The sequence below is a fragment of the Tahibacter harae genome (genome assembly GCF_024437735.1).
GTDB lineage: Bacteria > Pseudomonadota > Gammaproteobacteria > Xanthomonadales > Rhodanobacteraceae > Tahibacter > Tahibacter harae.
Genome location: NZ_JANFQO010000002.1, coordinates 56,597 through 70,835, shown reverse-complemented (window position 1 = coordinate 70,835; position 14,239 = coordinate 56,597). Strand labels below are relative to the sequence as shown.

11 protein-coding genes are annotated in these 14,239 nt (G+C 68.8%); 10 read left to right on the top strand and 1 reads right to left on the bottom strand.

Annotated elements, in window-relative coordinates:
- Positions 1–39 precede the first annotated feature (39 nt).
- Complete coding sequence (locus tag NM961_RS23915) at positions 40–4,716, bottom strand: hypothetical protein (protein ID WP_305118995.1); 4,677 nt, start codon at positions 4,714–4,716, stop codon at positions 40–42.
- 537 nt (positions 4,717–5,253) lie between these two features.
- On the opposite strand from NM961_RS23915, the gene NM961_RS02195 reads away from it, so the two are divergent.
- The 10 genes from NM961_RS02195 (at position 5,254) to NM961_RS02150 (ending at position 14,238) form a co-directional block, all read left to right on the top strand.
- Positions 5,254–6,072, top strand: a complete 819-nt coding sequence (locus tag NM961_RS02195) for a hypothetical protein (protein ID WP_255910749.1) — start codon at positions 5,254–5,256, stop codon at positions 6,070–6,072.
- 135 nt (positions 6,073–6,207) lie between these two features.
- The gene (locus NM961_RS02190) at positions 6,208–6,780 is read left to right on the top strand and encodes a sigma-70 family RNA polymerase sigma factor (RefSeq protein WP_255910746.1); all 573 of its coding nucleotides are present in this window, start codon (positions 6,208–6,210) and stop codon (positions 6,778–6,780) included.
- Positions 6,777–7,526, top strand: coding sequence for an anti-sigma factor (locus NM961_RS02185; protein ID WP_255910744.1), 750 nt, complete (start codon positions 6,777–6,779; stop codon positions 7,524–7,526). The genes NM961_RS02190 and NM961_RS02185 overlap by 4 nt, the downstream gene beginning before the upstream one ends.
- A 65-nt stretch (positions 7,527–7,591) precedes the next feature.
- Entirely contained in the window at positions 7,592–8,530 is a 939-nt protein-coding gene (locus NM961_RS02180) for an acyl-CoA desaturase (RefSeq protein ID WP_255910741.1), read from the top strand.
- Between the two features lie 2 nt (positions 8,531–8,532).
- Positions 8,533–9,804 carry an NAD(P)/FAD-dependent oxidoreductase gene (locus tag NM961_RS02175; RefSeq protein ID WP_255910739.1) on the top strand — a complete coding sequence of 424 codons (1,272 nt, stop codon included), beginning with the start codon at positions 8,533–8,535 and terminating at the stop codon, positions 9,802–9,804.
- Complete coding sequence (locus tag NM961_RS02170) at positions 9,801–10,577, top strand: DUF1365 domain-containing protein (RefSeq protein ID WP_255910737.1); 777 nt, start codon at positions 9,801–9,803, stop codon at positions 10,575–10,577. Before NM961_RS02175 ends, NM961_RS02170 begins: the two co-directional genes overlap by 4 nt.
- A complete protein-coding gene (locus NM961_RS02165; protein ID WP_255910735.1) occupies positions 10,574–11,851 on the top strand; it encodes an SAM-dependent methyltransferase in 1,278 nt (425 codons plus the stop codon). The genes NM961_RS02170 and NM961_RS02165 overlap by 4 nt, the downstream gene beginning before the upstream one ends.
- Positions 11,844–12,377: a DUF2878 domain-containing protein gene (locus NM961_RS02160; protein WP_255910733.1), complete on the top strand. Its 534-nt coding sequence runs from the start codon at positions 11,844–11,846 to the stop codon at positions 12,375–12,377. Before NM961_RS02165 ends, NM961_RS02160 begins: the two co-directional genes overlap by 8 nt.
- Positions 12,374–13,156 carry a DUF1295 domain-containing protein gene (locus NM961_RS02155; RefSeq protein WP_255910731.1) on the top strand — a complete coding sequence of 261 codons (783 nt, stop codon included), beginning with the start codon at positions 12,374–12,376 and terminating at the stop codon, positions 13,154–13,156. The genes NM961_RS02160 and NM961_RS02155 overlap by 4 nt, the downstream gene beginning before the upstream one ends.
- Positions 13,153–14,238, top strand: coding sequence for an SAM-dependent methyltransferase (locus NM961_RS02150; protein WP_255910729.1), 1,086 nt, complete (start codon positions 13,153–13,155; stop codon positions 14,236–14,238). Before NM961_RS02155 ends, NM961_RS02150 begins: the two co-directional genes overlap by 4 nt.
- The last annotated feature ends 1 nt before the right edge of the window (position 14,239 follow it).

The following is a 14,239-nucleotide window of genomic DNA, read 5'->3' as shown; positions in this document are numbered from 1 at the left end:
GATAACCCCGAATGCCCCCTGCGGGCCGATCGCGTGGCTTTAGATGGAACACCGTGCCGCGTAGCGGCGCCAGGCCAGGCCGACGAGGCCGAGCAGCATCAGCAGCAGCGCCAGAGGATCGAGCGCAGGGACTGGCAGCGGCGGACTGGCTACGGGTACGACAACGAAACCCGTGCCGTCGGCGCTGCCCGGACGGAAAGGATCGTCTGTGACGGCGGCGGCATCGTTGCCGCCGTTGCCGTCGCTGTCGTAGTTGAGCGTGCCCTGGTTGATGATCTGGCCGCTTGCATTCGCGTTGATCGATGCGGCGATGGTGATGGTCACGCTGCCCGCCGCCGGGATCGCGCCATTCCAGCGCACCGTGTTGCCCGCGCTGGAGACGGTGCCCGCAGTGGCATTGGCGGAGACGAGAGTGAGACCGGCCGGCAGCGTGTCGACGAACTCATCGCCCGTGTTGTCGCCCTGCGCGCCCGCGCCGCTGTTGCTCAGCACGATGGTATAGATCACGTGCGTGCCCGCCACGAAACTGCCGCTCACCGTCTTGGTGCCGCTCAGCATGGCCCCGCCTGGCGGCGTGACGGTGACGCTGTCCGTATCGGTGGCGCTGTTGTTGCCCGGAGTCGGGTCGGTGGTGCCCGCAGGGGCCGTCACCGTGGCGGTATTGGTCAGCGTGCCGCTGGCGGCGGCCGAGATCGCACACGCCGCGGTGTACGCGACGCTGCCGCCGCTCGGCAGATCCACCGTGTCGCTGATAGTGCCGCTGCCACTGGCCGTACAGGTGCCGCCGCCGGCACCGGCGCAGGTCCAGGTGCAGGTTGTGCCGGCCGGGAAGGTGTCGGTCACGGTGGCGCCCGCGGCGTTGCTCGGGCCGGCATTGCTGGCGACGATGGTGTAGGTCGTGCTGCCGCCTGCGGCGACCGTGGCGAGGCCATCGGTCTTGCTGATAGCCAGGTCCGCCGTGGCGCCGAGGCTGTCGCTGTCGGTGGCGGCGTTGTTCGCCGGGTTGGTGTCGGTGACGCTGCCCGGCGCGGTCACGGTGGCGGTATTGGTCAACGTGCCGGTGGCGGAGGCGGAGATAGCGCAGATCGCCGTGTAGGTGACGGAAGCGGCGCTCGGCAGATCCACCGTATCGCTGATGTTACCGCTGCCGCTGGCCGTACAGGTGCCGCCGCCGGTGCCGGCGCAGGTCCAGGTGCAGGTCAGCGAAGCCGGGAAGGTGTCGGCAACCGTTGCTCCGGTGGCGTTGCTCGGACCGGCGTTGCTCGTGGTGATCGTGTAGGTGACGCTGCCGCCGGGCGTGGCCGAAGTCACGCCATCGGTCTTGCTGATCGACAGGTCTGCACTGGCGCCCAGCGCATCGGTATCCGTGGCCGCGTTGTTGCCCGGCGTCGGATCGGTCACGCCGGCCGGTGCCGCGACCGTGGCGGTATTGCTCAGCGAACCGCTGGCCGAGGCGGAAATCGTGCAGCTCGCGGTATGCGTGGTGCTGCCGCCCGCGGGCAGGTTCACTGTGTCGGCGATATTGCCGCTGCCCGATGCGGTGCACGTGCCGCCGCCGGCGCCGACGCAGGTCCAGGTGCAGGTCAGCGAAGCCGGGAAGGTGTCGGCGACCGTTGCTCCGGTCGCATTGCTCGGTCCGGCGTTCGAGGCGGTGATCGTATAGGTCACGCTGCCGCCCGGCGTTGCTGTCGTGACGCCGTCGGTCTTGGTGATCGCCAGGTCGGCGCTTGCGTTCAAGGTGTCGCTGTCCGTCGCCGCGTTATTGCCCGGCACGGGGTCGGTGACGCCGGCCGGTGCAGCCACGGTGGCGGTATTCGACAACGTGCCCGTCGCCGAAGCCGAGATAGTGCAGCTCGCGGTATACGTCACGCTGCCGCCGCTGGGCAGATTCGTGCTGTCGCTGATAGTGCCGCTGCCCGATGCGGTGCACGTGCCGCCGCCGGCACCGACGCAGGTCCAGGTGCAGGTTTCGCTGGCCGGGAAGGTGTCGGCGACCGTTGCTCCGGTCGCATTGCTTGGCCCGGCGTTCGAGGCGGTGATGGTGTAGGTCACACTGCCGCCGGGTGTTGCCGTGGTCACGCCGTCGGTCTTGGTGATGGCCAGGTCGGCGCTGGCGTTCAGCGTGTCGCTGTCCGTGGCCGAATTGTTGCCGGGCGTCGGATCGGTCACGCCTGCCGGCGCGGCCACGGTGGCGGTGTTCGACAAAGTGCCCGTCGCCGCGGCCGAAATCGCACAGCTGGCGGTATAGGTCACACTGCCGCCCGCCGGCAGATTCACCGTATTGCTGATGTTGCCGCTGCCCGACGCCGTGCAGGTGCCGCCGCCGGCACCGACGCAAGTCCAGGTGCAGGTTTCGCTGGCGGGGAAGGTATCGGCCACAGTGCTGCCGGGCGCGTTGCTGGGGCCGGCGTTCGAGGCGGTGATGGTGTAGGTCACGCTGCCGCCCGGCGTCGCGGTCGTCACGCCGTCGGTCTTGGTGATGCCGAGGTTGGCGCTGGGTGTGAGTGTGTCGGTATCGGTGGCGCTGTTGTTGGCGCTGTCGGGATCCCCGGCGATCGTCACCGAGGCGGTGTTGGACAAGGTGCCCGTTGCCGCGGCGCTGATTGTGCAAGTGGCGGTATAGGTGGTGCTGGCGCCGGCCGGCAGGTTCACCGTGTCATTGATATTGCCGCTGCCGCTGGCAGTGCAGGTGCCGCCGCCGGCACCGACGCAGGTCCAGGTGCAGGTGGCGATGGCGGGGAAGGTATCGGCCACTGTTGCGCCGGTGGCGGCGACGGCACCCGGATTCGAGGCTGTAATGGTGTAGGTGACGCTGCCGCCCGGAGTGGCTGTGGTGACGCCGTCGGTCTTGGTGATGGCGAGGTCCGCCGCCGGCAGGTTCACCGTCACGCAGCCGTTGGCGGTGACGCTCTGGCCGTCGGGATTGGTGATCGTCACGTTCTGCAGGCCGGCTGCCGTTGCAGTCACGTTGAGCGTGACCTGGGTGGGCGAGTTGAAGGTGACGCTGTTGACCGTGGCATTGCTCATCGCCGCCGTGAGGTGGGCGAAGGGCCGCGCCGGCGCCGGCAGGTTGGCGCCGGGATCGTAGAAGCCGGAGCCGCCGCTGCTGGTGGCGTTGATCACGATATTGCCGGTGGGGCCGTTGAAGGCGACGGGCGAGCCCGAACAGGTGGGCGTCGCCGGCGGCGGCGCGGCGAGCCGGCCCACACGGATGGCCCAGCTGTTGAGGGCATGGTTGTATTGCTGGAAGGTCCACACGGTCATGTCGTCGATGGGGTCGACGACGGTGGCCGAAGTCTCGCCCCAGAGGCGGCCGGTGGCACCGCCCGGATCGGCGGGCGGGTTGTAATTGGCCGTGCTGGTGCCGAAGGTCGCAATGGGCGCGGTGGTGCCCAGGGTGTCGCCGGCCAGGCGGCCGGCATAGGCCGGCGTGGCGCCCACCAGCGTGCCGGCGCGGGTGAATCCCATCACGGCATGGCCCTGGCCGGTCACGGTGGCCGTAGGAATGAAGTGCTGCGCCGGATTGGTGGCGGCATTGTCGAAGATGGTGCCCGCTTCCACCAAGGTAGGCGTGGTGGTGAGGTTCTGCAGTTCATACCAGCGCACAGCCACGCGGTTGCCCGCTGCCGTGCTGGCCACACCCGTGGTGTTGACGCGGAAGTTGTGCGCCGTCCACAGGCGGCCGTTGCGTACGATGGCGGCACCGAGGCGGTCGTCGATCCCGTCGAGCTGGCCGTTGGTGCCGCCGGTGTTGCCCAGGTGCGGCACGCGGGCAGGGAAGGTGGTGGTCGGCACCGTCAGCGCGATGTTGGCCGAGAGGGTCGGCGTGGCGCTGCCGGGATTGCTCACGCGGCGCAGCATGAGGGTGCTGAAAGTAGCGTTGTCCACGCCGATGAAATAGCCCTCGGCGGCGGCGGGGTCGACGTTGTCGACGCCGCGCGGTGCGAACGGCCCCGCACCGGTGCCGCCGTTCACGAGATTGGGGAAGGCCGTCACCAGGATAGGTCCGGCGCCGAGGGCCGAGCTTTTCTGCACCACGTAGCCATTGGTGCCGACCAGGCTGCCCGTCCCATTGAGCATGCTTGTGCCGATGTACAGCGCGTTGACATCCACGCCCAGCGACAGGTGGATGGCGGTATTCGTCGTATCCGCCTGGAAGCTGAAGAAGGTCCACACCGTTCCTGCGGAGAGGGTGCCATTGCTGGCGGCGTCGCTCACCGCCAGCAGCACCCGGTTCGCCGCCCGCGTGGAACAGTCGCCGGCGGTGCAGGGGCTGTCCAGCGCGGCGAGGATCCAGCGCGCGGTAAAGCGGTCATAGCGCACGTTCGGCGTGTTGGCGAAATTCGCCACCACGCTGCCGCCCACCGGCGTCATCGCCGGAGCGAAGAAGCTGTCGAGCGGAGCATCCAGTACGCCATCGGCCACGCCGGTGCGGCTGTAGCTGCGCAGGCGCCCGTTGGTGGCGACCACCACCTGGGTGGGACCCGCCGCGCCGGAAGGATTGGCCAGTATCTGGCCGGCGGCGGCGACATCAATGCTGTCGAAAGCAATCCCCAGCGTATGGGCTGCCGGTGCGTCGCCGCCCGGCACTGCTTTCGCCGAGGCTGGCCACCGCGCGGCGGCGCTGGTATCCACGGCCGCCGCCCGGTTCGCGCTGGCGCCAGCCTGACGCAGCAGGGCAGGCGGCGGAACCGGCGCATCAGCAGGACGCGTCATCAACTGCGCCGAGGTTGCGCTTACGCCCGCCGCGCCCGCGAGGCGGGTTCCGGCGATCTCGGCTGCGGACAGCGCCAGCGGCGCGAAGGCGAAACAAAAGGACAGGGCGCCCAGAGCGGCCCTGGTAAGACGAATCATCGGTGGTTCCCCTTGCGTCGAGCTACGACGGCGCCGGCTGGCGGCGTGGGGGATGCTCGTTCAGGACAGGGGATCGGTCAAGCGCGGCGAGAGGCGCTTTAGCCGTGGCGTGCTTCTGCGCAGCGGAACAGCAAGCACGGGCTCCCTGTGAATGAGCACCGCGGCCGAGCAACTTGAGTCGGGTTCACGAGGTGTGCCGCAAGGATTTGATCGGCAGCCAGCCGAGCGGAGCGGAAGAAGGAAACGCCGCCTGAAACAACCCGCGTTGCGGCCAATGCCGCGAAGCTCCGGGACGAGGGCCGCCCACGGAAGCATCCGCGGTGTTGCGCAAGAACCGCGCATCCAGAAGCCCCTGGCTACCGTATGTAGTGCAACTGACCCCGGCGAGCGTAGCGGCCCTTGAAAATTCCCCTTGCCTTGTCTTACCGGCTCCTCGTCCGGCGTGCCGCATCGAGCATGCTCGGCTGTGCGCTCGTTCTGGACGCTGGCGCTTCCCCGGCAGCGGACCGCGACGACGGCGTGGCCTACGACCGGACGGGACGTGTCGCCTATCGGGAAACCCACTGGCGCTATGCCGAAGGCGACAGCCGTCTGCGGCTGGTGCTGTACCGGTGTGCCGATGGCCGCCCCTTCGCGCGCAAGCGTCTGCGTTGGCAGCAGGCCAACGAGGCTTCGCCCGATTTCGATTTCCTGGACCAGCGCGACGGATATCGTGAAGGACTGGTCAGCGGCCCCGACGGGCGCGAAGTCTACTGGCAGCCCGGCAGCACTGCCGGGGAGCGCCGCGCGCAGGTACGCCTGGCGCCCGATTCCGTCGCCGACGCGGGCTTCGACAGTTTCATACGTCGCCGTTGGGACGAACTGGCCACCGGCAATCCGCTCCGGACGGCCTTCCTGCTTCCCGCCGATCTCGCCGCCGTTCCCGTGGTTATCCGACGTGTGCCGGGCGTGGAGCCGGGAGCCGCCTTCCCCGGCGTGAGATTCACGGTTGAACTCGACCGCTGGTATGCGTTCGCCGTGCCAGCGCTGTCGCTGACGTACGACCAGACGGCGCGGCGGCTGCGTGAATTCCAGGGCGCCGTGACCATTCGCGACGACCGCGGCAAGCGGCAGACGCTCCGCGTCGTGTTCCCGGCCGCTGCGCCAAGCACGGCCACCGACGGTGAAATCGCGGCAGCGACGGCCGAACCCTTGACCGCGCGTTGCCAGGAATCGTGAGGCCATGCCACTTTGCACGCCTTTATTCACGAATCCGCCACGTGCGTCCCAGCACGATCCGGCCCGCCGCGCCGTCCGGCTCCGCGGGGCCGCGTGTTCCGTTGCGGGAAAATCAACTTTCAGGGATGCGACCCGATGCAGGCCATCGCGCAGGAGGAAGGTGTCGTCGACGGGCCTGAGCAGGCCTGGCTGCGGCGCGTTGCCGACGGGGACCGGGCGGCGTTCGAGCAGCTTTACCAGGCGACAGCGGCACGCCTGCTCGGGGTCTGCCTGCGCGTGCTGCCCGATCGCGCCGAGGCCGAGGATGTGCTGCAAGACGTCTATGTGGCCGTCTGGCGCAAGGCGCCGCAGTTCTCGCCGGAGAAATCGTCGGCTATGACCTGGCTCGCCGCTATTGCGCGCCATCGCGCTATCGACCGCCTGCGGGCGACGCCGGCCCTGGCGTCGCGCCAGACGATCGAACTGGCCGAGCTGGAGTCCGATCCCGAGGCCACCCCCGGGGCACGCGCCGAAGCGGACAGCGAGCGCTCCCAACTCGACCGGTGCCTGGGCCAGCTCGACGCGCGGCGGCGCACCCTGATCCGCACGGCCTTCTTCGAGGGCGCTACGTATGAAGATCTGGCCCAGCGCACCGGCTCGCCGCTGGGGTCGATCAAGAGCTGGATCCGGCGTGGCCTGCTGCAATTGCGTGCGTGCCTGGAATCATGAATACGCCCCGCGATCCATCCCCCGACGACAACGGCGCCCTGCCGCCCAGCGACGATGTGCGCGCGGCCGAATACGTGGCCGGCCTGCTGAACACCGAGGAACGCCACAAGGCGCAAGTTCGCATTGCGCGGGACCGGCCGTTTGCGCAGCGGGTCGACGATTGGGAGCGACGCTTCGCGCCGTGGCTGGTCCAGGCGCCGCCGGAACAGCCGTCGCCGCATGTCTGGCCGCGTATCCGTTCGCGCCTGGGCTGGGACGCCGCGCAGCCGGTGCCGCGCACGCTTTGGGACAACGCCAGGTTCTGGCGCGGCATGGCCGGTCTGGCCGCGGCAGCGGGCCTTGCCGCCGTGGCCGTGCTGGTTGCGCGCACGCCCGCGCCGGTACCGCCGGTGGCCGAGGAACAGGCTGCGAAGCCGGTCACCGTGCTCGCACGCGAAGGCGGCGCCACCGGCTGGATCGCACGCATCGACGCGACCCAGGGCAAGGTGCTGATGGTGCCGGTGCCAACGCCGGCCGATCCGTCGGGCCGCGTGCACGAGCTGTGGATCATCCCGGCCGGCGGTGCGCCGCAGTCACTGGGTTTCCTGTCCAACGAAAAGGCGCACACGATCGAGGTACCGCCCGCGCTGCGTGCCATCGTGGCCTCGGGCGCGACGCTGGCCGTGACGCTGGAGGAGCAGGCCGGCATACCGCATCGCGCGCCGAACGGGCCCGTCGTGGCCAGCGGCAACATTCAATCAATTTGATCGGGCGCTGAATCCAAACCGCACTGAGCTGCGTAGTTCCGGTATCTCCCTGACCGGAACGGCGTATGCACACAACGGCGAAGCGATGGACGGCGGCGGCAGCGTCGCTGCGCGCGTGGTTCGACGCGGCCGCCGCGTCCACCGTTGCGGTGGACGCGGACCGCATCGACTGGCTGCGGGCGGCGCCCTTCATCGGCCTGCACCTGGCCTGCCTGGGTGTGTTGGCGGTCGGCGTCTCGGTGACGGCAGTGGTGGTCGCGGTCGTGCTCTACGCGGTGCGCATGTTTGCGCTGACAGCGTTCTACCACCGCTATTTCTCCCACCGCACGTTCCGCACCTCGCGCGCCGTGCAGTTCGTGTTTGCCGTGATCGGCGCAGCCTGCGTGCAGCGCGGCCCGCTGTGGTGGGCGGCGCATCACCGCCACCACCATCGTCATGCGGATACGCCCGCCGACCCGCATGCGCCGCGTGTCCACGGGTTTCTCTGGAGCCATGCCGGCTGGTTCCTGACCCCGCGCGCCTTCGCCACCGACCTGTCGCGCGTGCGCGACCTCGCCGTTTTCCCGGAACTGCGCTGGCTGGACCGCTACGACAGCGCCGTGCCCGTCGCACTGGCAGCCGCGCTGTACGGCCTGGGCTGGGCGCTGCAGCGCTGGGCGCCGGGGCTTGAAACCAGCGGGCCACAACTGCTGGTCTGGGGGTTCGCCATCTCCACGGTCGTGCTGTTCCACGCCACCGTCACCATCAACTCGCTTGCCCACCGCTTCGGTTCGCGCCGCTTCGACACGGCCGACGACAGCCGCAACAACGTCTGGCTGGCGCTGCTGACGTTCGGCGAGGGCTGGCACAACAACCATCACTTCTTTCCGGGCACGGCACGGCAAGGCTTCCGCTGGTGGGAAGTCGATCTGAGCTGGTATGGCCTGCGCCTGCTCGCCCTGGCCGGGCTCGTGCACGACCTCAAGCCCGTGCCGGCCTGGGTGCTGGCCAAGGCGCGGAGGTGAGCATGCGCATCGCAGTCATCGGGTCCGGCATCTCGGGGCTGGCTTGCGCTTATCTGCTGTCGCGCACGCACGAGGTGGTGCTGTTCGAGGCCGACGAGCGCCTGGGAGGCCATACGGATACGCACACCGTGGAGCAGGGCGGCTGCGTCTACCGTATCGATACGGGCTTCATCGTCCACAATGCGGAAAACTACCCTCTGTTGAGTGCGTTGTTCGCCGAACTCGGAGTGGCCACGCAGGCCACGACCATGAGCTTTTCGGTGCACAACGCCGCCACCGGCCTGGAATACAACGCCGCCTCGCTGTCCGGCCTGTTCTGCCAGCGGCGCAATCTGCTGTCGCCGCGTTTCTGGGGCCTGCTGGCCGATCTGCGCCGCTTCTATCGCAGCGCCGGAGCCTTGCTCGACGCGCCGGGTGCAGGCCCCACGCTGGGCGACTACCTGGCCGAACACCGCTACGGTACGGCTTTCCGCGACGATCACCTCGTGCCCATGGCCAGCGCGCTGTGGTCCAGCCCGGCGCAGCAGATCCTGTCGTTTCCGGCGCGCTATCTGGTGCAATTCATGGCCCACCACCGCATGCTGCAGGTAGCCGGGCGTCCGCAATGGCGCGTGGTATGCGGCGGTTCGCAGCGCTACGTCCAGGCGCTGCAGGCGCGCTGGCAGGCAACGGTGCGCACCGCCACGCCGGTGCTTGGCCTGCGCCGCGACGAGCGTGGCGCCGAAGTGGTATTGCCGGGCGGCAGCGAACGCTTCGATGCCGCCATACTCGCCTGCCACAGCGACCAGGCCCTGGCCTTGCTGCGCGACGCGGATACGCGCGAACGCGAGATCCTTGGCGCCATCGCCTATCAGCCCAACGAAGTTGTACTGCATACCGACGCGCGCATGCTGCCGCGCTCGCGCAAGGCCTGGGCAGCGTGGAACGCCTACGTGCCGGCCGAGCCCGGTGCGCCGTGCTCGGTCAGCTACTGCATGAACCTGCTGCAAGGCGTGACTTCGCCCCTGCCGTTCGTGGTCACACTGAACCGCACCGAGGCTATCGATCCCGGCGCCATCCTGGCGCGGCGCCGGTATGCCCATCCGGTGTACAGCCACGCCTCGGTCGCGGCGCAGGCGCGCAAGGCGGAGATCCAGGGCCGCCGCCACACGTGGTTCGCCGGCGCCTACTGGGGCTGGGGATTCCACGAAGACGGCATGCGCAGTGCGGTCGAGGTCGTGCGCGAACTGGGCGTGAACTGGAACGCCGCGGCGGCGAACAGGGCGGCGGCATGAATACAGCGGCGGAATGGTCCAGCGCCATCTACGAAGGCGTGGTGCGGCATCGCCGTCACGGCGAATGCCCGCACGTGTTTCGTTACCGCATCGCACAGCTGTATCTGGACCTGGACGAGATCGAGCGCGTGCTCGCCGGCCGCTGGTTCTGGTCGGTCGATCGGCGCAATGTCGCCGAATTCCGCCGCAGCGACTACCTCGCGCCGCACGATCGCCCGCTGGCCGAGGCCGTGCGCGATCGCGTCGAAGCCGAAACCGGCCGGCGACCGTCCGGGCCGATACGCCTGCTTGCGCACCTGCGCTACGCCGGCTATGTGTTCAACCCGGTCAGCTTCTATTACGGCTTCGCCGCCGGCACGGACGAACTCGAATTCGTGCTGGCCGAGATCACCAACACGCCCTGGGGCGAACGGCACAGCTACGTGTTGCCCGTCGACGCGGCCCACCGGCGCGGCCGCGCGCTGCAATGGTCGTTCGCCAAACAGTTCCATGTCTCGCCCTTCCAGGCCATGGACCTGGACTACTGCTGGCGCTTCACCGTGCCCGCCGGCGACCTGCACGTGCACATGGACCTTTATCGCGAAGACCGCCGCGTGTTCGACGCCAGCCTGGACCTGCAGCGCCGTCCGCTCGGCGGCGCCTCGCTCGCGCGCGTGCTCTGGCGCTATCCATTGATGACAGCCCAGGTCATCGGCGCCATCCACTGGCAGGCGCTGCGGCTCTGGCTCAAGCGCGCACCGTTTCATCCTCACGTGCAAGGAAACCGCCCATGAATTCATCGATCGACTCGCTGCCCGGCACGGCGGCCACCGCCCGCTGGAGCGCTCTGGACCGCTGGCTGCGCACCCGTCTGCTCGCGCAGATGAGCCGTCTGCAGCATGGCGCTGTGCTGCTCGAAGACGATCTTGGAGTACGGCGTTGCGGCAGCGGGCAGGGTGGGGCGATTGCGCTGTGGGTCGAACATCCGTCTTTCTACCGGGCGGTGGCGGCCTATGGCAGCGTGGGGGCAGGGGAAGCCTTCATCCACGGTCACTGGCGCTGCGACGACCTCGTCGGCCTGGTGCGGCTGCTGGTGCGCAACCGCGACCTGCTCGACGGCATGGAAGGCGGTCTCGCCGCGCTGGGCGGCTGGCTGCTGCGCGGCTGGCATGCGCTGCGGCCGAACACGCGCGACGGTGCACGGCGCAACATCGCGGCGCACTATGACCTCGGCAACGCCTTCTTCCGCCTGTTCCTGTCGCCGGACCTGATGTATTCCTCGGCGCTGTTCGCCGGCGAGGACGACACGCTGGAAGCCGCTTCGGCGCGCAAGCTCGACCGCATCGCCGCCAAGCTGCGCCTGTCGGCAGGCGACCACGTCGTGGAGATCGGAACCGGCTGGGGCGGCTTCGCGCTGCACGCGGCGCGCCACTACGGTTGCCGCGTGACCACGACCACGATCTCGCAGGAGCAGTTCGCCCTGGCCAGCCAGCGCGTGGCGGAGGCCGGCCTGCAGGACCGCATTACCGTACTCAGGAAGGACTTCCGCGATCTCGACGGCTGCTACGACAAGCTCGTCTCGATCGAGATGGTGGAAGCGATCGGCGCGGCCAATCTGCCCGCGTATTTCCGCACCATCGGCAGGCTGCTGAAACCCGACGGCCTGGCCCTGGTCCAGGCCATCACCATCGAGGACCACCGCTATGCCCAGGCGCTGCGCGCGGTCGATTACATCAAGCGCTTCGTGTTTCCCGGCGCCTTCATTCCGTCGATTGCGGCGCTGCTGTCGGCCAAGACGGCGGCCTGCGAACTGGCCCTGGTCCAGCTGGAAGATTTCGGCAGCTCCTACGCGCGCACGCTGCAGATTTGGCGCGAGCGCTTCCTCGCCCAGCGCGACGCGGTTCTGGCGCAGGGCTTCGACGAGGCGTTCATCCGCCTGTGGACCTTCTACCTCGCCTATTGCGAAGGCGGTTTCCGCGAACGCTCCATCGGCGTGGCGCAGCTGCTGCTGGCCGGACCGCAATGCCGCGCTGCCGAGTTCCTGCCGGGTTGCGAGGCCGATGCGTAAGGTCTTCAACTTTCTTGGTTACCAGCTGGTCTGGTTTGCCGCGGTGCTCGGCGCGGCGCGCGGATGGACATGGCTGGGACCGATGGCGGTGCTGCTGCTGGGCAGTGTGCAATTGCTGGTTTCGACGCAGCGCCGCGCGGACGCGCGTCTGGCGCTGCTCGCCATCGCGGCCGGGTTCGCGCTGGACGGCGGCCTGTCGCTGCTGGATCTGGCGCGGTATGCAGCCGCGTCGCCGCCGTGGCCGCCGGCGTGGCTGCTCGCGATCTGGGCCGCGTTCGGACTTACGCTGAACCATTCGTTCGTGCTGGCGCAACGCCATCTCGGCGCCAGCGCGCTCGTGGCTGCCGCCGGTGGTCCGCTGGCCTACTGGTCGGCCGCGCAGCTGGGCGCCGTCGCGTTCCCGCAACCGGCCTGGCGCGGCCTGGCCGTGCTGGCGCTGGCCTGGAGCGTGGCGCTGCCGCTGCTCGCGAGCGTGGCGCGCGGGTTTGCGCACACGCACCATCGCATGGAAGGTATTCGTCCATGAATGTTCTTGTGCAATTGGCATTGATCTGGCTGCTCGCCGCGCTTGCGCAGAGCGCGGGCTGGCTTTGGCAGCGCAAGCGGCGCAATGCCGGCATCGTGGATGCCATCTGGGCCGCGGGCGTCGGCGGCGCGGCGGTGGTACTGGCCGCGCTGGGCGAGGGCGCGGCCTGGTCGCGGGTGACGCTGGCGCTGCTTGGCGCCGCGTGGGGACTGCGCCTGGCGCGGCATTTGTGGCGGCGTGTACGCGCAGAGACCGAAGACGGGCGCTACGCCTACCTGCGCACGCTGTGGGGCGATTCGGACTGGCGCTGGTTCGCATTCTTCCAGTTCCAGGCCTTCCTCATCGTGCTGTTCGCCCTGCCGTTCGCGGCGGTGGCAGGCAGTCCCATCGACCAGGTACATCCGGCGTGGATCGCGGGCCTGCTGATCTGGCTGGCCGGTGTCGCCGGCGAGTCGATCGCCGATGCGCAGCTGCGCCGCTTCCGCCACGATCCCGCCAACCGCGGACGCACCTGCCGTGACGGACTCTGGCGCTATTCGCGCCACCCGAACTACTTCTTCGAGTGGCTGCACTGGTTTGCCTATGTCGCGCTGGCCTGGGGTTCGCCGCGCTGGGCGCTGGCGTGGTTCGGGCCGCTGGTGATGTTCGTGTTCCTGCGCTGGCTCAGCGGCATTCCCTTCACTGAGGCGCAGGCCTTGCGCACGCGCGGCGATGACTACCGCGATTACATGCGCCGCACGCCGATGCTGTTTCCCTGGTTTCCCCGGAGCGACCGATGAATACCGAGATTGTGACTGCTGAACGCGACACCGATCGTGCGGCGCCTGGACTTGTCGGCCTGGCCGAGCGCGGCTGGCTGCCCGATGTGCTGCTGCGGTTCGGCATACGCCAGTTGTGCCGGCAGCGTCTGTACGAGGAATCCGCCGGCGGTCCTGAAGCGCAGGAAGCGCGTTTCAGCAGGTTACGCCAGAGCCTGTCACACAGCGTCATCGCCCTGCACACCGATGCGGCCAACCGCCAGCACTACGAGTTGCCGCCGGCGTTCTTCCAGCATTGCCTGGGGCCGCGCCTGAAGTATTCATCCTGCTACTACCCGACGGGACGCGAGACGTTGGCCCAGGCCGAAGTCGCCATGCTCGAACTCTACGTGCAGCGCGCGGAACTTGCCGATGGCCAGGATATTCTCGAATTGGGCTGCGGCTGGGGTTCGCTGACGCTGTACTTGGCCGAACGCTTTCCACAATCGCGCATCGTCGCCGTATCGAACTCGCAGTCGCAGCGCGAATTCATCCAGGCGCGCTGTGCCGAACGCGGTCTGGCCAACGTGCGCGTGGTCACCTGCGACGTAAACCGGCTGGAACTGGAAGCGGCGGCGTTCGACCGCTGCATCTCCATCGAGATGTTCGAGCACCTGCGCAATTACGCGGTGCTGCTGTCCCGCATCGCGCGGTGGCTGCGGCCGCAGGGAAGTCTCTTCGTCCACATTTTCTGCCATCGCACGCTTGCCTATCCGTTCGAGACCCAGGGCGAGGACAACTGGATGGGCCGGCATTTCTTCACCGGCGGCCTCATGCCCTCGGCCGATACGCTGGCCTGGTTCCAGGACAATCTGGCGCTGGAGCAGCGCTGGCTCGTGGACGGCACGCACTACGCGCGTACGGCCAACCACTGGCTGGCGGGGCAGGACCGCCACCGCGAAGTACTCATGCCCGTGCTGCAGCAGACCTACGGCGCGGCTGCGGCGCTCTGGTTCCACCGCTGGCGTCTGTTCTGGATGGCCTGCGCCGAACTTTTCGGCTACGACGGCGGGGGCGAATGGATGGTGGCGCACTATCGCTTCGTCCGCCGGAGCGTGTCATGAG